This window comes from Agarivorans sp., from assembly GCF_050295395.1.
GTDB lineage: Bacteria > Pseudomonadota > Gammaproteobacteria > Enterobacterales > Celerinatantimonadaceae > Agarivorans.
Map to the genome: position 1 here is coordinate 1 of NZ_JBNKPP010000309.1, position 21,283 is coordinate 21,283.

At 45.9% G+C, this 21,283-nt stretch carries 22 protein-coding genes; 15 read left to right on the forward strand and 7 right to left on the reverse strand.

Annotated features, from left to right (window positions below):
- On the reverse strand, positions 1-297 hold a 297-nt coding region (locus ACQY6Q_RS18475; RefSeq protein WP_427983697.1), incomplete at its 3' end, for a Na+/H+ antiporter subunit C.
- On the reverse strand, positions 297-3,092 hold the full coding sequence (locus ACQY6Q_RS18480) for a monovalent cation/H+ antiporter subunit A (RefSeq protein ID WP_427983699.1): 2,796 nt from the start codon (positions 3,090-3,092) through the stop codon (positions 297-299). The genes ACQY6Q_RS18475 and ACQY6Q_RS18480, both read right to left, overlap by 1 nt.
- A gap of 193 nt (positions 3,093-3,285) precedes the next feature.
- Between ACQY6Q_RS18480 and ACQY6Q_RS18485 the strand changes: the two genes are divergently transcribed.
- The 5 genes from ACQY6Q_RS18485 (at position 3,286) to ACQY6Q_RS18505 (ending at position 11,198) form a co-directional block, all read left to right on the forward strand.
- Positions 3,286-3,693: a DUF5329 family protein gene (locus ACQY6Q_RS18485; RefSeq protein ID WP_427983700.1), complete on the forward strand. Its 408-nt coding sequence runs from the start codon at positions 3,286-3,288 to the stop codon at positions 3,691-3,693.
- Between the two features lie 199 nt (positions 3,694-3,892).
- Positions 3,893-5,047 carry a glycoside hydrolase family 5 protein gene (locus ACQY6Q_RS18490; protein ID WP_427983701.1) on the forward strand — a complete coding sequence of 385 codons (1,155 nt, stop codon included), beginning with the start codon at positions 3,893-3,895 and terminating at the stop codon, positions 5,045-5,047.
- Between the two features lie 212 nt (positions 5,048-5,259).
- Entirely contained in the window at positions 5,260-9,267 is a 4,008-nt protein-coding gene (locus tag ACQY6Q_RS18495) for an AsmA family protein (protein ID WP_427983702.1), read from the forward strand.
- 143 nt (positions 9,268-9,410) lie between these two features.
- Positions 9,411-10,601, forward strand: a complete 1,191-nt coding sequence (locus ACQY6Q_RS18500) for an MFS transporter (RefSeq protein WP_427983703.1) — start codon at positions 9,411-9,413, stop codon at positions 10,599-10,601.
- A 42-nt stretch (positions 10,602-10,643) separates the two neighbouring features.
- Positions 10,644-11,198 carry a phosphoribosyltransferase gene (locus ACQY6Q_RS18505; RefSeq protein ID WP_427983705.1) on the forward strand — a complete coding sequence of 185 codons (555 nt, stop codon included), beginning with the start codon at positions 10,644-10,646 and terminating at the stop codon, positions 11,196-11,198.
- Positions 11,199-11,218: 20 nt separating this feature from the next.
- Here ACQY6Q_RS18505 and ACQY6Q_RS18510 read toward each other — a convergent pair whose 3' ends face one another.
- Positions 11,219-11,572 (reverse strand): HopJ type III effector protein, encoded by a 354-nt coding sequence (locus ACQY6Q_RS18510; protein ID WP_427983706.1) that lies wholly within the window; start codon positions 11,570-11,572, stop codon positions 11,219-11,221.
- 61 nt (positions 11,573-11,633) lie between these two features.
- A complete protein-coding gene (locus ACQY6Q_RS18515; protein WP_427983708.1) occupies positions 11,634-12,572 on the reverse strand; it encodes a DMT family transporter in 939 nt (312 codons plus the stop codon).
- Positions 12,573-12,680: 108 nt separating this feature from the next.
- Here ACQY6Q_RS18515 and ACQY6Q_RS18520 point away from each other — a divergent pair, with 108 nt between their 5' ends.
- From ACQY6Q_RS18520 to ACQY6Q_RS18530, 3 genes are all read left to right on the forward strand, one after another.
- Positions 12,681-13,586, forward strand: a complete 906-nt coding sequence (locus ACQY6Q_RS18520; protein ID WP_427983710.1) for a LysR family transcriptional regulator — start codon at positions 12,681-12,683, stop codon at positions 13,584-13,586.
- A 552-nt stretch (positions 13,587-14,138) separates the two neighbouring features.
- Positions 14,139-14,402: a hypothetical protein gene (locus ACQY6Q_RS18525; protein ID WP_427983712.1), complete on the forward strand. Its 264-nt coding sequence runs from the start codon at positions 14,139-14,141 to the stop codon at positions 14,400-14,402.
- Between the two features lie 9 nt (positions 14,403-14,411).
- Positions 14,412-14,834 (forward strand): SHOCT domain-containing protein, encoded by a 423-nt coding sequence (locus ACQY6Q_RS18530; RefSeq protein ID WP_427983714.1) that lies wholly within the window; start codon positions 14,412-14,414, stop codon positions 14,832-14,834.
- Between the two features lie 69 nt (positions 14,835-14,903).
- Here ACQY6Q_RS18530 and ACQY6Q_RS18535 read toward each other — a convergent pair whose 3' ends face one another.
- From ACQY6Q_RS18535 to ACQY6Q_RS18545, 3 genes are all read right to left on the reverse strand, one after another.
- On the reverse strand, positions 14,904-15,599 hold the full coding sequence (locus tag ACQY6Q_RS18535; protein ID WP_427983715.1) for a substrate-binding periplasmic protein: 696 nt from the start codon (positions 15,597-15,599) through the stop codon (positions 14,904-14,906).
- A 260-nt stretch (positions 15,600-15,859) separates the two neighbouring features.
- On the reverse strand, positions 15,860-16,453 hold the full coding sequence (locus ACQY6Q_RS18540) for a hypothetical protein (RefSeq protein WP_427983716.1): 594 nt from the start codon (positions 16,451-16,453) through the stop codon (positions 15,860-15,862).
- A 179-nt stretch (positions 16,454-16,632) separates the two neighbouring features.
- Positions 16,633-17,130, reverse strand: a complete 498-nt coding sequence (locus ACQY6Q_RS18545) for a GNAT family N-acetyltransferase (RefSeq protein WP_427983718.1) — start codon at positions 17,128-17,130, stop codon at positions 16,633-16,635.
- Positions 17,131-17,259: 129 nt separating this feature from the next.
- Between ACQY6Q_RS18545 and ACQY6Q_RS18550 the strand changes: the two genes are divergently transcribed.
- The 7 genes from ACQY6Q_RS18550 to ACQY6Q_RS18580 all read left to right on the forward strand — a co-directional run.
- The gene (locus tag ACQY6Q_RS18550) at positions 17,260-17,445 is read left to right on the forward strand and encodes a hypothetical protein (protein WP_427983720.1); all 186 of its coding nucleotides are present in this window, start codon (positions 17,260-17,262) and stop codon (positions 17,443-17,445) included.
- Between the two features lie 41 nt (positions 17,446-17,486).
- Positions 17,487-17,885, forward strand: coding sequence for a hypothetical protein (locus ACQY6Q_RS18555; protein ID WP_427983721.1), 399 nt, complete (start codon positions 17,487-17,489; stop codon positions 17,883-17,885).
- A gap of 107 nt (positions 17,886-17,992) precedes the next feature.
- Positions 17,993-18,433 carry a GNAT family N-acetyltransferase gene (locus ACQY6Q_RS18560; RefSeq protein WP_427983723.1) on the forward strand — a complete coding sequence of 147 codons (441 nt, stop codon included), beginning with the start codon at positions 17,993-17,995 and terminating at the stop codon, positions 18,431-18,433.
- A 371-nt stretch (positions 18,434-18,804) separates the two neighbouring features.
- Positions 18,805-19,782, forward strand: a complete 978-nt coding sequence (locus ACQY6Q_RS18565) for a diguanylate cyclase (protein ID WP_427983725.1) — start codon at positions 18,805-18,807, stop codon at positions 19,780-19,782.
- An 83-nt stretch (positions 19,783-19,865) separates the two neighbouring features.
- Entirely contained in the window at positions 19,866-20,117 is a 252-nt protein-coding gene (locus tag ACQY6Q_RS18570; RefSeq protein WP_427983727.1) for a hypothetical protein, read from the forward strand.
- A 258-nt stretch (positions 20,118-20,375) separates the two neighbouring features.
- The gene (locus ACQY6Q_RS18575) at positions 20,376-20,747 is read left to right on the forward strand and encodes a VOC family protein (protein WP_427983728.1); all 372 of its coding nucleotides are present in this window, start codon (positions 20,376-20,378) and stop codon (positions 20,745-20,747) included.
- A gap of 103 nt (positions 20,748-20,850) precedes the next feature.
- Positions 20,851-21,283 (forward strand): DUF2059 domain-containing protein (locus tag ACQY6Q_RS18580; RefSeq protein WP_427983730.1); only part of this gene is annotated, 433 nt, incomplete at its 3' end.

A 21,283-nucleotide genomic window follows, 5' to 3' on the forward strand; every position in this document is an offset into this window, starting at 1 on the left:
ATTGCCTAAATCGGCTCGCCCGCGCATGGCTAATATCACGGCAAACGCGGTCATCGCAAAGCCAATTACAATTGCGGTAAGCACCAAAGCTTGAGGGAGGGGGTCGGCGTAGTGCTCGCTGCCATTTAATACCGCTGGCGCACCAATGCTTAGCCCGCCACTGGCAAATAAAAACAAGTTAACCGCATAAGACAATAAGGTTAAACCGATAACCAGCGTAAAAGTATGACCACGCAGCATTAGGAAAATGCCACAAGCGCTCATGAAGCCGACACACACGGCGTAGATTAACTCCATTATCTTTCTCCTACGGTGAGTCGTTCTTTGGTGGTGAGCTTGCCTAAACTGGCCAAAATTAGCAGGGTGGCGCCAATCACTGTTGAGTACACTCCCAAGTCAAAAATCATTGCACTGGTTAGCTCAAACTTACCTATCCAAGGTAGATAGAAATAGTCAAACCACGAGCTTAAGAAGGGATAGCCAAAGGCCCAACTGCCGAGGCCGGTTAAGGCTGCGGTCAACAGGCCAAAGGCGATGAAGTAGTGGTAACTTATGCTGACGCGTTTGCTCATCCATTCAACACCGTGCGCTAAATACTGCTGAATTAAGGCAATTGAGGTAATCAATCCGGCAATAAAACCACCTCCAGGTAGGTTGTGTCCGCGCATGAAAATATAAATCGAAACCAATAGGAACAAAGGCAATAAGCTTTGTGATACCACCGCCAACAATAGCGGGTGTTTATCTTTAGCCCATACTCGCCCTTCGTGGTCTTTAGTGCGTATTGATAAGCGCATACGAGCAATCAGTTTGTAGATCCCCAAGGCGGCAATACCTAATACGGTAATTTCACCAAAAGTATCAAAGCCCCTAAAATCGACCAATATTACGTTCACCACGTTGGTACCACCGCCCCCGGTTTTAGCATTAGCAATAAAATAATCGGAAATGCTATCGAGCGGGTGGGTCATTAAGGCAAAACATAAGCTACCAATTACGCAACCCAAGAAGGAGGCTAAGGCTAAATCTCGCACAAAGTGGCTGGGGCGACTCTTGCTGGTGGGGCTTTGTTGGGGGAAAAAATATAAAGCCAGTAGCAACAAGATAACGGTAACCACTTCTACCGATAGTTGAGTGAGTGCTAAATCTGGTGCCGAGAAATAAGCAAAGGTAATTGATACCACTAAACCTACTAAAGACAGCATTAATAGGGCTATTAGTCGTAAGTGGCTCCAAATCAATGTGGCCAAAGAGCCCGCGATTAATAAAATAGCCGCGATAATAATGGCGCCATTGATTGGCATTTCGGCGATGGGGCCTTGGCTTGATTCCAGCTCAAACAGCGGCGGCGCACTTAGTAGTAAGGCAAAGAAGCACAGCCAAAATGCATAGCGTTGCAACGAGCCTGATTCCAAATAGTCATTGATTTTCTGTGCCGCTCGAACAAGGGCTTGAATGGCTGCTTCAAACTGGATTTTGGCATCAATTACCGGGAATAAGGCTGCAAATCTAAACAGTGGCTTACGATTTAAATAAATGGCTAAGCCACCAGCAATGGCCAGCGCACTCATTAATAAGGGGATGTTAAAGCCATGCCAAATCGCCAAACTAAAGTACGGTAGCGGATGGTGTAATACCGCTAGCGAGGCGCTATTTAGTAGTGGTCCAATGGTCACGCTAGGGGCAATGCCGAGCAATAGACACAGTGCGACTAACACTTCTACTGGTACCCGCATGTAGCGCGGTGGTTCGTGCGGCGTTTTGCTTAAACCTTTGGGCTCACCGTTAAAAAATACATCGTGAATGAAACGTAGGGAATAGGCCACCGCAAACGCACCGCCAATGGTGGCCAACACGGGAATTAACCAAGATAGCGAACCCAGAATGCTTTGGTCTAAGGTTTCGGCAAAGAACATTTCCTTAGACAAAAAACCATTGAGTAAGGGCACGCCAGCCATTGATGCAGAGGCGACCATGGCCAAGGTGGCGGTAATCGGCATGTACTTCCATAGGCCGTTTAGCTTGCGCATGTCGCGCGAGCCTGACTCATGGTCAATAATGCCCGCAGCCATAAATAACGAGGCCTTGAAAATGGCGTGGTTGATGATATGAAACACCGCGGCAATGGCGGCTAGCTCGGTATTCAAACCTAGCAACAGAACAATTAACCCAAGGTGGCTAATGGTGGAGTAAGCTAATAGGCCTTTTAAGTCATGTTTAAATAAGGCGGTATAAGCTCCCAGTAGCAGGGTGAATAAGCCGGTTAGCGATACCGCCACAAACCATACTTCGCTACCCGCCAACACCGGATAAAAACGAGCCAGCAAGAAAATGCCGGCTTTTACCATAGTGGCCGAGTGCAAATAAGCGCTCACCGGAGTCGGTGCAGCCATCGCATGGGGTAGCCAAAAATGGAAGGGGAATTGTGCCGATTTGGTAAAAGCACCTAACAGGAATAAAGCCAGAATGGCATAGTAATAGGGGTGTTGCTGCACTAACGTTTTACTGTCGAGCACCACATCTAATTGATAACTGCCCACCACTTGCCCAAGTAGAATAATTCCTGCCAGTAACGCTAAGCCGCCTGCGCCGGTAATAGTCAGTGCCATGCGGGCACCTTTGCGAGCTTCGCTGCTATGGGACCAAAAACTGATCAACAAGAAGGAGCTGATGCTGGTGAGCTCCCAAAAAAACCATAGCTGCAACATATTGTTAGACATAACAATGCCGAGCATGGCGGTCATAAACATGATCAGGTAACAGTAAAACCGCCCCATGTGGTCTTTTTCAGAAAGATAATAGCGGGCATATAAAATTACCAACAAGCCTATGCCCAAAATGAGCAGGCTAAACAACACCGATAAGCCGTCTAGGCGAAAGGAAAGGCTTAGCCCAAGTTGCGGGATCCATTCAATACTATCGACAAAAGCTTGCCCTTGTAGCACCGTTGGCATATCCAATAAAATTAAAGTCAGCGCCAGTGCAGGAAGTAGCGCGGTGGCAAAGGCACAAGCACTGCGACTGAGTCGGTTGCTTAGCAAAGGAACAATAATCCCCAACATGGGTAAAAAAGGTACCCAAAAATAGTGCATTTCAGCTCAGCTCCATCAGCTAATTATTTGGTTATTATGAAAAATCATAGCTAGTATTGGCTTGAATATCCACGCTTTAGTGAGATTAGTTGATGGCCTTATCCATGAATAAATTAAGGGTAATCGTCGTCTTGAGCTAATCCCGGATCGGTTTAAACTCGTAGACTTAGCAAATATGGAAAAAGAGGAAAGCATGAGCATTAACCGTTTATTCTCTGCAGCGGTATTAGTGTGCAGTTTTTGGCTCTTTGCTCAGCCGCTCTGTCAAGCCGCCGAATCCAATTGGCCGCAACAGCAACAGCGGATAAATTATTTATTAAGCGCCATTGAAAATGCGCCATTGAGGTTTATTCGAAATGGCACCGAGCATAGTCCACAAGAAGCTGCCGCTCACCTTAGGATGAAACTGCGTCGCGGGCAAAACAGCTGGTTTGCTCCAGCTAAAGAAAAATGGACTGCCGAGATGTTTATCGACAAGTTAGCCAGCAAATCCTCATTTAGTGGTAAGCCTTACCAAATCGAATGGGCAAGCGGCGAGCGTATCAACGCAGCAGATTGGTTGTATCAGCAATTGGCGATTTATGATCAACAGCAGCCTTAAGCGGCTTCCTTGCTGATTAAGCCTGCCTCGCTCACAGAAAGTCGTGCCAAGCTTGAAATAAGTTTAGTCTATTTTTCATGGCCTTAACTTTGTTGTGAGACACAACAAAAGCTGCCTATTTTTTAGTTATTTTAGCTAGCTCGCTAGGCGCACATCCCTTAGCCTAGCAGGCGTTATTTGGACTATAAAGAAGATTATTATGGACGTATCTAGATCATTGCTAGTGGCATGTTTATTAAGTGTGCCGAGTTTGTTATTGGTCGCTTGTGGCGGCAGTTCCATGGGGGCGCCGAGTGACTCTCAGGTTCAACTTGACGATGTTTATTACACCGACATGTATGCGTGGAACGCCAGTGGAGGGTTGACTCAAACAAAACTGGGGCGTGGTATTAATTTAGGTAATTATCTAGAAGCGCCTAATGAGGGCGAGTGGACCGACGGACGGTTGTTAGTTGAAGAAGATCTACATCGAATTGCCGACGCAGGTTTTAAAACTGTGCGGATCCCGATTCGTTGGACAGCACATGCCGCTGCCAATGCGCCTTATCAAATTGACGCTGAGTTCATGGCGCGAGTTAAACAAGTGGTTGACTGGAGTCTAGCCGAGCAGCTTAAAGTGGTGATCAATGTGCATCATTATGAAGCCATGATGAATGACGGTGAGGCTATGCAAGAGGCGCATATCAAGCGTTTAGTCGGAATATGGCAACAAATAAGTCAAGCCTTTCCGCTTAGCGAATATGGTCAAGAGCAAGTCATGTTTGAATTGCTCAACGAGCCTAATGGCAGTATTGGTTATGATGATTGGAATGATATTGTTGCTCGCTTAACTGATTTAATTTGGACTAACATGGCCGACCAGCAAAACAATGGCGACCAGCAGCGCAAAATAGTAATTGGCACCGCCAATTGGGGACATCCCGACGGTTTAACTCATTTACAGCTGCCCGCCAGCGTGAATGCTAACAATACCATTATCACTGTTCACTATTACGAACCGTTTCATTTCACTCACCAAGGGGCGAGCTGGGTGGCTGGCGCTAATGATTGGATAGGTACTCCATGGTTGGGCACGCAATCTGATCAGCAACCCCTGATTGCCTTGTTTGACAGAGTGAGCGCTTGGAACGAGCAGCCAGGGCGTGGCTTTGAGATATACATGGGTGAATTTGGGGTTTACTCCGGATACGCCGCTGCCGAGTATCAACGTGCATGGACGGCGTTTATTGCCCGTGAAGCAGAAAAACGCAATATTAGCTGGGCGTATTGGGAGTATGCTTCTGGTTTCGGTGCCTATAATGCCGAGGCTGGCGAATGGCGTCCAGCACTGATGCAGGGCTTAATTCCTCAATAATAAGTTTTATTGCGGCAACTTTGCTTGGCACTAAACTGGGTTTATCCGGCCATTATGTTATTGCTAATCAAACCTGCTAGCGTTTAGTCCGCCTACAATATAAATATTAAATTCAAGCTATTAGCCATGCGTTAATAGCTTTTTTCTTTATATGCGCGGTGATGCTTGTGATAACTATCAAGCTTTGGCTAAAGCGAAGTGTAATCGTTCTAATGGTTATGCTGGCCATCTTAATGCTCCCGGTTGCGGCCTTAGTGATAGGGTTAAAAATTGAAATTGGTGAAAGCCGTGAGCTAGTGACCAACCTGTTAAGTCGACAGTTGCAACGCAAGGTGCGTATCACCGGCCCAATTCAACTTGAGTTGTCGTTCAGCCCGGCGATTAGTGTCGAGGGGGTGGAGATTGCCAACCCACAAGGTTTTAGCGAGCCAACATTTGCCTCAGTCCGCAAGGCTAGTGCACAAATAGAAGTATTGCCGCTTCTTTCTAAGCGTTTAGAGATAGAGCAGATCTTACTTGATGGTTTCCACTTAGACTTAATTAAAACTGGTAAAGCAGAAAATAACTGGCAGTTTTTTGCCACAGGTGATGCTAGCCAAGTGCCGCTAGCCGCGACCAGCGATAGCTCGACGACACCGCGCCAGAGCTTTACTTGGCAAGGAATTAGCTACAGCTTTAACATTAAACAGCAGATCCTAATTAGCGACGCCAGAATAAGCTATAGCGACCAAGCTGCCGAAGCGGTATTGAATTGGCAGCTTGAACAGTTAAGCTTGGTTTCCTTAGATAGCGATACTCTAGCCATGAAGGCGCATGGCAGCATGTTGAATGAGCGTTACTCGTTGGACTCTCGCTGGCAGTTGCAGCCCTTATTGCAAGGGCGAGAGGGCAATGTTGAATTAGTCATGCAAGTGGCTGATGCCCAATTAACCCTGTCAGGGCAACTGGCTCCGCAGCCGCAACAAAATAGTTATTTAGAGCTAAATTTAGATTGGCAAAATAGCGAATCCGTCATTCGGTTATTCGGTGAAGACTTCGCCCATCTCGCACCGATTAAGTTGGCGACGCGCCTTGATGGTAAGCCGGGGGCATATAGTCTTTCACCGATTCAAGCCAGTCTAGCGGGTAGTCAGTTATCGGGAAGTCTGGCATTAAATGGACGCTCGCCAGTGGCGATAAACGGTCAACTTGAGATAGACCGCCTCGATTTAAGCGCTTGGTTAAAACAAGCTGAGAATAGCCTTACTCAAGTTGATGTTGTTGCTACCAATCAGCCCCGCGGGCAACGGTTGGCTCAAGATCTTGAAGCCACCGCAGAAGAGTTACCGCTGTTGCAGATCATCAGTTATTGGCTTAACCAAGCGGATGCCGATTTGTCTTTATCAATCGGTGAAGTTAGTGGGCTAGCACAGCAGGTGTCAGAGCTAAGTGTTGCCTTGAAAATTGAAGGAGAGCAGCTGAAAGCCCCTTTGCGAGCGGTGATCGACGACATCCATTTTCGCGGTAATCTTAAAGCCAATGTAAAAGATGAACGCTTAGTAGGCTCGGTGCGCTTGGCAGCGAAAAAATCCCCCTTAGATAAACTGGCCAAACATATCCCGATGTTAGCCGGAAGTACTGGCAGTATTGGTCGTTCAGTATTACGGATCAACGCCGAAGGAAACAAGCTAGCAGAACTGATAGAGACTAGCCGCTTACACTACAGCATTAAAGATGCTCGCTTAAAGCTACCCTCCGGCACTAACTTAGATATTAATACCGCTACCATCGAGGCGAGTGTTGCAAGCGAGCTAAATCTCAAATTCGATGGAATATTGCTGGATATACCGCTGAGTGCGCAGATCCTTACCAGCCCCCTGCGGGCCTTGTGGCAAGAGCAAGCGTGGTTGGTGCGCATGCAAGTGGACTCACCAGCGGTTCAGCTTTCGCTGAATGGTGAACTACCTAAGGGGCTATGGCAGCAAGGCGCCAGTTTGCAGCTTAGTGCCAGTGCGCCGCGCATCGGTTTATTGGCCCCTTGGCTGGGGGTGGATAAAAGCGCCGCTGGTGAAGCAAAGCTAAAGCTAGCCTTAAAGGCGACTAAGGGACGTTCGGTCTTGGATATTAGCCAGCTACAAGTGGTTGACAGTCAGGGCAGTTTGCAAGTCAGCTGGGCGCAGCAGCAAACTGAACAAACTTTGTTGAAAGTTCACTCTCGCTGGCAGCGTATCGATTTAACTCAGTTATTAGCCTTGTGGCCAACACGGCAGGCTAAACCTTCTTCAAGCAATACCTCCCATGGCTCTACCGGCAGCTCCTCTGGCGAAGTTTTCGACATTAATCTGCCGTTATTGCCTCAAGGTCTGTCGATTCAAGATGCCGACTTAGATGTTGCCATCGACACCTTGCTACTGGGTAAACACCAACTTGAGCAAATAAAGTTGCGGGCTTTCGCGCGAGATGGTTGGCTGCAAAACGCCCCTTTTAGCGGCGAGTTTGCGCAAAGCCAAATAGCGGGTAATGTCACCTTGGATCTGCGTCGCTCACCCTTACGCATGGACTTTTCTCTTGCCAGCGAGCGGCCCAATGTGAGGCAATTATTGAAACAGTTGAATATTGCCGAGCAGGTCGATTTAACACTAGAGCGTGCCGAGCTTGAGCTAGTATTAAGCGGAGATAATCCAGCCGAGTTATTAGCCAACACACGGCTTTCGGCTAAGTTGCTTGGCGGCCAATGGCATTTGGTTGACCCTAATACAAAGGCGAGCGTTAACATCGCCTTAAACCAAGGGCGCTTAAGTGCCAGTTCACAGCAGCCCTTACGTTTAGCGCTAACTGGGCAAGTTAAACAATTGCCATTGGCGCTTGAAGTTAGCAGCTTAAGCTTGGCTGATTTTAGTCAGCGCCCCAGTGAGCTACCGATTGATATGAAATTGAGTATCGATGAGGTGAATGTAAGCGCTCAAGCTACGCTGCCCAGACCCATTTCAGCCGACAACATGCGTTTGGCAATGCAACTAAGTAGTCCGAGTTTGAACCAGTTAGATCATTTACACGGCATTCAACTGCCGCCATTTGGCCCCATTAAGCTGAGCGCAGAGCTACAGATTAACCAACAAGGTTATGCACTAAATCAGATGTTGTTGGCTGTGGCCAATAGTGAACTGAGCGGTTCCGCCAGTTTAACTACTGCAACACCAAAGCCGCAGATAGCTATTGCCTTGCATGCCAACAATATTCAACTTGACGACTTTAAAGTGGGGGATTGGCAAGGTTTAGAGCAAAGGCTGCCGCCAGTGCCGAGTGAAAAAACCGCGCCGAATCAAGACAACCAAAAGAGTAGTGATAACGCGGCACTTTCAGCCGAAGCGCCACAGGCGCTGTTAAGCCAAGCGGTATTGCGGAAGGTTAACGCCGAATTCTCCCTAGATGTGGCGCGGGTTAAGTCGGGTGAAGATTGGTTAGGCGAGGGTAAGCTGTACTGGCAAGTGAACGACGGCAGCCTTAGTGTTGCGCCATTATGGTTGGCTTTGCCTGGGGGCGAGGTGAACTTTAGCGCTCTACTGACACCACTCGATTCAGGTTTTTACAGCGAGCTAAAAGCCGATATCGACAACTTTGATTATGGTCTACTTGCTAGACGGATTAAACCGGGTAGCGAGATGAATGGTCGCTTTAGTTTGCATATTGATGTTAACAGCCGTTTCGAGCAACTTAGTCGTTGGCTAGAAAATGCCAACGGACAAGTAGGTTTTGCCGTTTGGCCTGAGCAGTTTGAAGCCGGCATTATGGATTTTTGGGTGGTAAGCCTGGCTAATGCGGTGGTGCCAGAGTTAGATGATGCCGATAAATCGGTATTAAACTGCGTGGTGGCTGTGTTTGATGGCAAGGATGGTCAGCTGGAGCAACATGTATTGTTAGCCGATACCTCCCGGATGCGAGTACTCGGTGAAACGGAAGTCGACTTTAAACAGCGACAGCTCAGCATGTTGTTGCGGCCTAAAGCTAAACGCGCCCAAATATTTGGTTTGGCTACACCGGTGCAGGTTTCCGGTAGCTTTGACGATTTTAAAATTGCTATTGCTAACGGTGGACTGATTACAACCGCACTACGTTTTGTCACCAGCCCTGTGGTTGCGCCGCTGCGCTGGTTAATCGAAGCGCCTTTAGAGGCTGATGGCAGTGAACTATGTCATCAAGCTTGGCAGCAGGCGAAACAGCAAAATCTGGCGGGTGAGTAAAATTAAGCCGTGTTGAAAGCGCCATGCTTGGCTTTCATAACGAAGTGCTAACTGGCTTACACTTAAAATCGCTATAGCGGCTATTCACTTAGGCAAATAGTCAGTAAGGTGACGAGCAATATAATTAAACAGAAGATCCCATCTTGTTGCTGCTACTGATTATCTATTTGGCCTTTATTAGTTTGGGCCTCCCTGATTCTTTGCTTGGCTCATCTTGGCCAGTGATGCACCGCGAACTCAATAGTGATATCGAGTTTGCGGGCTTGGTATCCATTGTGGTTTGTTCCGGTACGGTATTCTCTAGCTTGTTATCTACCCGCCTCACCCATCGCTGGGGCACCGGTAAAGTGGTGTTGGTTAGCGTATTGATGACCGCCATTGCACTGTATGGCTTTAGTATTAGCGAGCATGTTTATGGCTTAGTGTTGTTTGCCATTCCCTTAGGCTTGGGGGCTGGTGCGGTTGATGCCGCCTTGAACCACTTTGTGGCGGTGAATTATCAGTCTAAACACATGAATTACCTACATTCATTTTGGGGAGTAGGGGCTACGTTGGGGCCGATGATAATGGCGTGGTTTTTAAGTCAACAGTTGGGCTGGCGAGCTGGCTACGCCAATATCTCTTACCTTCAGTTTGCGCTGGTGGCGGTATTGCTGGTCGCGCTGCCGTTGTGGCGCAGAGCGCTTAGCCAGCACACGAGTGTTCAGCCACAAGTAACTCAACCATTGAGTAATCGCAGTGCGCTTAAGATCAGCGGAGTGAAACTGCAACTGCTGACCTTTTTTTGTTATTGCTCGCTAGAGATGGGGGTAGGACTATGGGCGGCAAGTTACTTGATTAGTGAGCAGGGGCTAAGTGCTGCCGATGCTGCTTTTTGGACAGCCATGTATTACTTGGGCATTACTGTTGGACGTTTTTTCTGTGGTTTCGCTGCCTCATTTTTGGCTGAGCATCAATTAGTACGAGGTGGCTTGTTCACCCTGTTATTGGGAGTATTGATGTTAATGCTTCCCGAGTCGCCACTGCTGGCCAAATCTGGGCTAGTACTGATTGGTCTGGGCTGTGCGCCAGTTTATCCTAATACTATTCATCTCACGCCGCAGCGTTTTGGGGAACGCGCTTCTCAAGCTATTATTGGTTTATCGATGGCCTGTGCTTATGTGGGCAGTACCGTCATGCCACCGCTTATTGGTTTAGCGGCCGCAGCCAGTTCGTTTATGGTTTTGCCTTTAATATTGATAGGCTTTATCGGTTTAATGCTAATAAGCACAGAGCGTTTAATAAGATGTTCCAGCGGTACTGCGCCAGTTAAGCTAGACATTCCCGCCGCATAACATTAGCGAAGCTAGGTTGAGTGAACAAGCAAAGGAGTAAATATGCAGCAGCACGTGATAGGCGATACGCTGTTTAGTTCGCAGCAAATTAGCGCAGGGGTCACGCTGGTGGCGCAACAGCTTAATCAGCGTTACCGTGGTGAGTCGGTGGTGTTAATAAGTGTTGTGCCTGGTGGGATACTCTTTACTGCCGACTTGGTACGCCAGTTAGAATTTGATTTAGCGATGGACTACATCGCTTGCCCGCATACGCCGGGCGATAGCAACAACCAGTCTGCCATCGTTTATCAGCAAACCATTAATATTGCTAATAGACCGGTGATTGTGGTGGATGATGCTCTGGAATCTGGCTCAACCATGCTGCGCTTAATGACCCACCTTACAAGCCATTATTCGCCTCGTTCTCTGGCTATTGCCACCTTGTTAGTAAAACCGAGCCGAGTGAATATTCCCTACCCACAATACTATGCCTATGAGTTAGCTAATGACGACTTACTGGTGGGTTATGGTTTGCCGTGGCAGCAGCGTTATAGAAATTTGCCCTTTATAGCGAGATTGCTACAGAGCGAAGTTGAGATAAATAAAAAGCCGCAATAGCGGCTTTTATCATTTGTGGTTTAGGCTTTGTCGGTTAAAGCAGCTTGACTAAACTGAATGCCATCCCAGCCATTGTGAATAAACTGGCGGATATTTTGGTGGTCTTGTCCATACGGGTTGGCCAAAACGTCTTGATAGTACTGGCCAAAAATATGCAGCGTTTGTTGTTTATCTAACTGATTTAATTGGGCGAAGGCGAATACTTTGCATGAACCGCTGTTTTCACCTGAGGCATTTTGTTGGCTGCCGTTACTAAATGCGCAAGGGTGAAAGTCATAGTTGGCGTCAATTAACGCGATACTGTCTTCAAAACGAACTTGTTGTGGGTCGTTTGTCAGAACCTCAATAAAGCTTGTTATATCTGCCTGTGGCATACCTTACATCCTGTATTGTGGGGAAAAACGGCCCCCACCATAGAGCCTCAACTAGCTTGGGTCAAGCTTTCGCGCGCGGCTGAGTTTGAATTAACCACATGGCTAGCATCACCAATAACGCCCCGGGTGCTAAGCGCCAAGAGAGTTGTTCGGTGCCCAACACAACCGTAAATATCATCACTAAGACAGGCGTTAAGTAGCTATAGGCGGCTACTTTAGTTGGTCCCAGTTTTTGTGTTCCCATTTGCAATAAGAAAAAGGTGAATAAGGTGGTAAATAGGGCTAAGTAAAGTACTCCAATATAGGTGCTTGGCTCAACTTCTGTCCAAGTGACTTGGCCGAAACTGGGCAAAGAAACCAGTAATAACGCTAAGGCACCAAAGCTAATCACCCAGAACGTCATCACTTCTTGAGGCTCACCGCGATAAACCTTCTTAAGAAAGGCGTTATATAAACTCAGTAAGATACAGCCAAATAAAAATAGTAAATCACCAGCGCTTAATTGCAGGCTTAGCAGCGCACTTAGATCGCCACGAAATACTATCCATAACGCACCAATGGTACCGGCTAGTAAGCCTAGACTACGTCGTCCACTGCGGGCTTGTTTGATCACAAAGAAGCTAGCAATGGCGGTCATTGCGGGCAGTGTAGTATATAGCGCGCTGGTATTAAGTGCGCTGGTGGTGCGTAGCGCTTCAAACATGCACCAAAAGTAACCCACTAAGGGTAAACTCAGTAGCGCATACCTTAGCAAGGCTTTAGCGGGTGGCAGAGTAAAGCCATTTTTACCAAAAACATAGGGAGCAAAAAACACCGCTGCGGCTAAAAAGCGCAAAAACATCATAACTACTGGTGGTAAGTCGTGAGTAATTGCCGCTCCCACCGGAAATGAGCTCGCCACCAGCGTTACCATTAATAACATCAAGGCGTGAATTGGCAGCTTACTCTCTAGCTGCGTAGGGCTAGCATTAATCGATTCTAGTTTGGAAAGGGACTGCATGGTGTCATCTCTAATCGGATCATGCGGGCATTGTAATCGTATAGTTTGATTCTGATAATCTGCTATATTTGACACTTACTGTTGAGTAAAAGTTGACAATGGTGGTTTATGGAAGGTTTTTCGGCAATTCCAGTATTTGTAGCGGTAGTTGAAAGCGCCAGCTTTTCCGCAGCAGCACGAGATTTAGGTATTTCCAAGTCTGCGGTGAGTAAACGAATTAACTTGTTAGAACAGCAGCTTGGGGTGAAGTTGTTGCAACGCACAACGCGTAAGTTGAGTTTAACTGAGGCCGGTCAGCAGTATTATCAATATGCTGCTCAAGCTTATCATTCGGCTAAACAAGCCGAAGATGTAGTGGCTCAATTACAGGGAGAGCCGCAAGGGCGCTTGCGGATAAATACCCCGATGTCTTTTGGGCGTTTACATATTGCCCCCCTAATAGCCAAATTTTTAGCACTCTACCCGAAGATCAGTATCGACATGGTGATGGATGATAAGCAGGTCGATTTGGTAGCAGAGGGCTTTGACGTGGCCATTCGAGCCGGCGATTTACCCGACTCTTCATTAATCGCGCGACAACTAGCGCCCTTGCACAACGTATTGTGTGCCTCTCCGGCGTATTTAGAAAAACACGGTCGGCCTAGCGAGCTAGAGCAATTACGACAACATAATTGCTTGCAATTTACTTATTCCCGTGACGTTAAAGAATGGCTGTTTGTTCGAAATGGCCAAAGCCAAGCGATAGAAGTAAAAGGAAATTTTAGAGTAAACAATAGTGAAGCCATGCGTGAAGCCATGTTGCAGGGTTTGGGTATTGGTCGCCTACCTACGTTTATCGCTGCTCCTGATATTAAAGCGGGACGTTTAGAGGCGTTATTCGAGGACTATGCTATGCCCAGTAAAAGCATTCATGCAGTGTTTGCCGAACGCCAGTTTCTACCAGCGAAAGTGCGAGTGTTTATTGATTTTGCTGTTGAGCATTTTGCGCAGGAGCAACGTCAGTGGGGCGCTTAGTGGCCTAAATCGCCGGGTTTGCGACCAGTTATTCAAAGGGCTCCGTTATATAGGCTTCAATTCGCAGTGCCTTTGCTGAGTTGCTTTCAACACTGGTAGGTGCATATACACCACCTAATTGCCAATGTTGGCGCAGGCTTGGCGCACTCATTAAGTGATGTTGTTTGCCGACTTTGTGCCCAAAGCAGAGGCATATGGGGCAGCGCTTTGGCGTTAAGAGATCCGTTTAAGGGTAAATAAAGTAATAAAGGCCAGCCTTTCAATGCTGCCTTCTAACCAGTAAAAATTCGATACCCTTAGAGTTCTTGCAGCATAGTGGGTTTTTGCTCAGCTTCTGATAATTTAGCCCGGGTGGTTAATTTGAAAGATTAAATTGATTTAAATCTGCATCTTAAACGCTGGGATCTGTTAATTATGGCGTTGCGCAGATATTAGAAGCGGTAAATGGAACATCGGACAATTGGGTTAAGAGATAGTCTTAGCCAGCAAGGCCGGTTTCTCAAATAACGGCCTTTTATAGGTCGATGTTTGGGTAATAAATAGGGAATAATTATGATTAAACTATCTAACAGTTTTTTATTGCTAGTTTTTGTGCTGGTGGGCTTGTCGGGCTGCGCCAGTGTTGAAAGCAATCTCACCAATACTTTCGCTAAGCGTAGTGATGATTTTGGCGCTTATCCCAGCGATTACCAACAAGTGATTAGGCAAGATTTTAGTAAACTTGCGACTGTACATCATCCTGAGTTTTTAGATTTTAAAATTCGCCGCCCGGTGAAGTTTTATAAAGTGTCACACTCTGGCTCAGAAGTAATATAGTATGCATGGGTGGCAGAAGTGGCAGTACCCGAGAAGGCTGTGTATAAGTTTCTCTCCGGCGATAGCACCGACTGGACGGTATATTATGTTCGCTTTAGTGGCGGTAAAATTACCGAGGTCATCCATGGTGAAGATTATGCCTACTTAAAATCCCAACAGGGTTATGAGTTAGTTGAGCAAGGTAATACCGGCTATTTCAGAGCCCTTAACCGCGGCGCAGTGGTCAATAAAACATACAACACTTTAATTTCTTTCAGAGATGACCTTCCGCCATTAACAGAAGTCGAGCAAGCAAAGTCGCAAACGCTTAAAACCCAAGGCTCTCAGCAACCGGTTTCTGAGCAGTTACGCGAGCTTCATCAGTTGTACCAGGAAGGCATTATTAGTGAGCAGGAATTTACTGCGAAGAAGAAACAGTTACTCGAATTGTAAGCCTCCTTTTTTCAAGACTGCCCTCCTCATGGCAATGATGGGGGAGCAGACAATCTTTGACCTTAATGTTTAGTTTATGGTTTGGCTGTTGGTCAGTAGTGCCTTCGGTGGATTTAGCTGGTTAAAACTTTGCGCTAAAGCTCGATTCAACGCTGGAACCAACTCCGCATGTTTTTCATGCAGGTAGTGGTAAAGAGAATATTCCTTTAGCACCGCCACTTGTTCTATTTGAGGGTAGTTATGATGGTCCAGTTCTCGTTGAGCAAAGTTGTTTGGCAATATCGCAAAGTCGACTCTATCACGCTGCAGCATCAGCATGGCTTGATGAGGCGTATTCACTACCTCTAGTTTGCGGTGAAAGCTAAGTGGCTGGCTCACCGTTAAAATACCGCGAACAATAGCAAGGCGATAGTTACGCAGGCTTTGCCAGTTTTTGATCACTATGCCGTGTTGCTTTGAATAGGCGACGATCTGCCCCTGTTGAATGGGAACATCGAGTTGTAAATAGTGAGGAAGCAGAACTTGAGCGGATGCGTCTCTCGCCAATACAGCGTCAAACTCTTGGTCTTGTTCAGCTTGTCTTATCGCGCGTAGCGCTGGCATTTGAGTTATGGATGTATTTAATCCTAATTGAGCATAAGCCTGCCTAACCCCTTTTACTAGGGTTGAATGCGCTTCTTGATTAATTGAAGATACGTGCATCACTGGTTTAGCAAAAAGCCAATTCGGCACGATGAGCAATAAGCATAAAAAGATCGCTTTCAACGGAACTCCTATCGCAGATAGTCTTAGCAAAAGATGTGATTAAAAAACAGCCATCTTGGCAAAGCGACGCAGTATAGTGAATTAGTTTGTCGGTTCAAGTCTTTTTAGCTAAAAAGATTAAAAAACATCCAAATTGTTTGTAATGTAGCCAATTATTTGCTCAGCTTTGAATTAAACGTTGGTGGATAAATCTTTGTTTTATGGAGTTTATTGCTGCAAGAAGACGGACTTTAGCGTTCTCTCGACTCCATCGACAGGGCTTATTCTACTTGCTCTAGTTGGGCAAAGGCCTGAGTTAGCGCCGGAACGAGCTCGCGATGTTTCTTATGGATAAAGTGGTACAAGTAGGTTTGGCCTAATACTGCCACCGGTTTTACACTAGAATGACCATGATGTTCAATTTCGTAGTTACCAAAAATATCGGGGAGAATGGCTAAGTCAACACGCCCCGTTTCCAGCATTCTTATGGCCTGATGAACGCTGTTTACTATTTCAAGTTTTTGGTGATCGGCTAGGGCCTGATTAATCGATAAGAAGCCGCGCACAATCGCGATACGATAGTGATTGAGGCTTTGCCAATCACTGACGCCCATTTGGGTACGGGTGGCATAAGCAACGTGTAGCAAGCGTCGAAGTGGAACATCAATCTTTAGGTACTGAGTTAAATAGCTTTCAGCGGTCGGTTCGCGTAGTAAAACTGCATCAAACTCTTGAGCATGTTCGGCTTGTTTTAAAGCGCGTAGGGCCGGCATGTATTGAAGCTGGGCAGTAAAGCCAAGTTGCCTATAGGCGTGTTTTATTTGTGTGATGGTGGCATTGGGAATGTCTGCTTCACTCACTGTTGCGATTTGCATTATTGGGTTGGCAAATAAGCTGCAAGGGAAGGCGAGCCATAAGCAAAAAATCCAGATCCTCAACAATATTCCTTATAAATCCGTTGTTACGCTACGATTTAACTGTAACTAAAAGGTTAGGCACTAAGTATAAGTCGTGGGGTTTAAGTCTCTTCATATAAGATTTACGCCTAAGCGAGCTAACGTCCTCGCCAGCGTGGGTTAATTATTGCCCAACGCTCATGGTCTTTCCAACCCTTTCCGCCAATATTTAAGTAGTTTTTAGATAGCCCTTCTTTTACAAATCCAGCCTTGGCCACTAACGCTATAGATGCCTTGTTGCCTGGTTGAATATTTGCCTCAAGGCGATGTAAGTTCAATTCATCAAAGGCTTCTTTTAATAATAAGCGTATGCCTATTCTCATATAGCCTTGGGCTTGATGAGGCACAAAGACCTCGTAGCTAAGATAAGCCGATTGGAAAAAACCACGAATAATGTTGGATATATTGAAGGTGCCAACAATTTCACCATGCTCAGCCAAACACAGTAAATAGCGGTTGGGCTCTTCTAAATAGGCTCTTACGTTGCTCGGTGGGTAGCTCCACGGGCGGTGGAAAATTTCACTCTTTTGGTAACATTCGCTCAGTTCTTCTAGGTCGCTACGTTCGGGTTTTCTTAAATATAGTTGCGGGATCACGCCGATTATCCTTGGCTTATAAAGCCTTTTATTTAACACAAAGCATTTTAATAAAGCCATAAATATCAAAGAATGCTTAGCCATTACCAAGTAAACTATTGCTCTATTTTATAGCAAAAGGACACAGTAATGGCCGATGAAATGAATAAGCAAGAAGTGACAGTGGTGGATGTGAAAATCCCCTTTATGTCGATGGTGGTATTAATGGTTAAGTTTGCTGTTGCTTCGATCCCAGCACTGCTAATTATTAGCTTTATTTTTGGCTTATTTACCATGTTATTTGGTGGTTTTTTTCATGGCATGGGGCGGTTTTAATCGTTAAGTTGCCGTTGCTTGCTATTAAAGGAAACTGAATATTGAAGTCAAGTTTGTCTAAAGCCTTAAGCCTGTTGTTGGGTTTGGGGCTGTTTAGTTTAGGGCTAAACGCGGAGCAGTGGGTTTGTCATAATGACTATGAGGCGCGTTGTTCTGAGCTGGGTTGCGCAGTGTATCAACAGGACGATTTTACGCCTGCGTCAGTGTTATTGAGTAGCGAAGGTGAGTTGGAAATTTGCTTGTATACGGGGTGCTGGCAAGGGCAAGGCCAAGTGTTGGCGCAGGCTCCTTATTTGGTTATTCAAGGAAACAAGCTTGATTGGAATAGCCCGTTTAAAGTTGACCAACAAGATGCACTGCTAAGTCTAGAACGCTCGTCTAATATTGCTACTATGCAGGTGGCGGGGTTTCAGCTGAGCCTACTATGTTATATCCGCTAAAGCCTGCCCGTTAGTGAGTGTCACTAAACGATCACTTTACTGGCGCTAAACCCAGCTTAGACTTGCTTGGAACTTGAGTATGGTCTTAGCGAGATCAGGGAGTAATGATGCAGTATCAAATAGTGGAAGCCAACACTGAGTTTGCCGAACAAATAGCTCAATTAACTGGCCAATTAGGCTACCTAGTAAATACTGATGAAACCAAACAATGCTTGACTGAATTAGAGCAATCGGAGCGTCATTGTGTGTTTGTTGCACTTAGTCAGCAAAGCGTGCTTGGCTGGTTAGTAGTCGAGCACCGTTTATCTTTAGAGGCGGGTCATCGGGGCGAAATTACCGGTCTGGTAGTGGACGCCAACCATCGCCGTAGCGGTATTGCGCAAAGTTTAGTCGCCGCCGCCGAGCAATGGGCTAAACAACGGTGCTTAGCACGTATTGAAGTGAAGTCTAATGCTGCCCGAGCCGAGTCGCATGTATTTTATCCGTCGGTGGGCTACCAGCTAGAGAAAACCTCGCATAGTTACGCTAAAAACCTTACCACGAGCTAATGAGTTGTTAGTGGAAGGGATTGCCGTAGTGTCGCTTTTAACATGATAGCGTTAAGTCAAGCTCTCATGGCTAGGATAAATTCCAATCAGTCTGCTGGCCGTTGTGTTACTCCCTTAGGTTTTCCCTACATTTAGTCATCGTGACTAGCCCCGCTGGTGTCCCACAACTTCTATCTTCACAATGCTGGTAAGTCGTTCAGCCTTTGCTTAAGGCAATTTTACATAGTTTATTGATTAATAACTGCAATTTACATTTTTTTATGGTCGAAAAAGCGCTATGTTTCATTTTGACTAGTTGTAGTCAAGAGCAGGAAGAACTTGATACAGGTAAAAGGATTATGAAGCCTGAATGATGTGTAGAGACCTTAATCATGGAAGAAAATAGTAGCTATTATACGGTATTAGATGCGCTGCCAGACCATGTTTTTGTTTTCTCGGAAACCGGCATCTATGTTGATGTTTTTGGAGGGGACGAAAATGCAACGGGCTTTGATTGCAAGCCATTTATTGGTAAGACTCTGCACGATATTGCCCCAGCAGATATGGCTGAGATGTTTTTGTCTTTTATTTCTCAAGCTTTAGCCGAAAATGCCACTCAAAAAGTAAAGTATAAATTTGCCGATGAGGAGATGATCGATTTACCCGCTGAGGTTCCACACCCTCAGGAAATCTGGTTTGAAGGTATCATCAAACCTTTGCCAATGGTTTATAAAAATCAGCGCACGGTACTTTGGGTGGCAAAAAATGTTACTCAACAACATGTGCTAGAAGAAAAGTTGAAAACTCTCTCCGAGATTGATGAGCTAACTCAAATACCCAATCGTCGTACCATTTCTCTATCCCTTAAAGCAGCCATCAATGAATATCATCAGTTTGATCGGTCCTTTTCTTTGATCATGTTTGACATCGATAACTTTAAAAGGGTTAACGATACCTTAGGCCACCCCATCGGCGATGAAGTCATTCAACATGTAGCTAATATTGCTAAAAGCGAATTGCGTAGCAGTGACAGTATTGGCCGATTAGGTGGCGAGGAATTTCTTATTATTTTAAGAGATTCTGACATAGACAATGCTTGGCGCGTGGGCGAGAAGATCCGTCAAAAAATTCAACAACAAGCTTGTTCCTTTGATAATTATGACGTTCATGTCACGGTGAGTCTGGGTATTACTACAGTACTGCCTGAGGATACCCATTTGCGTAATATTTTGAGTCGAGCAGACATGGCCATGTACTATTCGAAAGCCCATGGGCGTAATCAAGCCATTCGATATAGTGCTGAGGTGGAGAGAGCGGATTCAGAACGTACTAAGTATGATTGGCTTATTCCCAAAACCCATAGCAATTAGCTCAGCTTGGTTGGGTTATGCTGTTGGCACGGTTTTTATCAATCTGCTGCAAACAAAGGTGTCATTATTTTAGGATGTATGAAATGGATACATTTACTCGTAGGGCGAGTGTGGGAAAGTACCGAGTGATGGGGTATGACCAATATGATTACAGTGATTACTTTATCGATGAGTTTGCTCAGCTGGAGCAGGCTATGGAGCTATTGAAGAAAAGAGTGGCGAAATCTAATGCGATTCCGACTTCCTTTTCGGATGTGTATTTTATTTACAATGACCAAGAGCAGGCGCTTTACCGAGGGACTTTTGACGAGGGGATAGAAAACCTGTCTGAGTAATCGTTTTGCTAGTCGCAGCTTGGCATTGGTTGACTAAACAGGGCGAGATCGCGAACATTTATCAATCAAATATTGAACGATTATCAAACCAAAGCTGGGTGCTAAACAGTTGCTTTAATTGTGCTGTTTTTGAAATCTGGTTGGTTTGAAATCAAACTGTATGCAAAACGAAAACTCACTCTCTCACCCTCGTTGACTATGCCATGCTAGGGGAGTGCAAGCGCAGTAACAAAGGAATTAAAATAAGCGAACATACTTATGAAGAACTTAAACACCGTTGAAATAAAATCCTTTGTTCCCGCGAAAGATTTCGAGCTGTCTAAGCACTTTTACCAAAGCCTAGGTTTTGAAATGGTTTCTGAGTTTGCAGGGATTGCCTATTTTAAAGCAGGCGCTTGTACGTTTTTATTGCAAGATTTTTATCAGCCTCAGCATTGCAATAATTTTATGATGCACTTGTTAGTGGAAAATGCACAAAGTTGGCGCCAGCATATATTGGATTTGCAGCTGGCTGAAGAGTTTTCAGTGTCAGTGACCGAGCTTGTTAAGCAAGCTTGGGGGATGTCGGAATTTTGTATCACCGATCCCAGTGGAGTGTTATGGCGTATAGCTGAAAAAAGCTCGCCTTAGCAGGTGATACACAAAAACCTGTAACTTAGCTTAGGGTTTAGACACTGTTTATAAGCCGATTGTGGCTAAGCGCAAAGTGGATTTATTAATAAAGGATGTTGCAATGAAACTGTTTTTATCAATCGCCGCACTGGCCTCGGTGTTATTTTTTCCATCTGCGCTGATTCATGCCGAGCCAGCGCGCCCAGAAAGCATTAAGGCCTTAATGCAACTTAGCGGCTCGGGCCAAATGGGTATGCAAATGATGCAACAACTTCTGCCAGCATTGAAACGAATGGTACCAGATGCTCCCGAATCGTTTTGGGTTGATGTGATGGCCGATGTCAATGCCGACGAAATGGAGAACATGGTCATTCCGGTGTATCAGAAATATCTAAGTGAGGCTGATGTTCAAGCCATAAACCGTTTCTATCAAACCGAAGCCGGGCAAAAGCTGATCAGTGTGCAACCGGCCATTATGCAGGAATCTATGGCCATAGGGCAGCAGTGGGGGCAACAGATAGCAAGGCAGGTATTGCTTAAGTACCAACAACAAA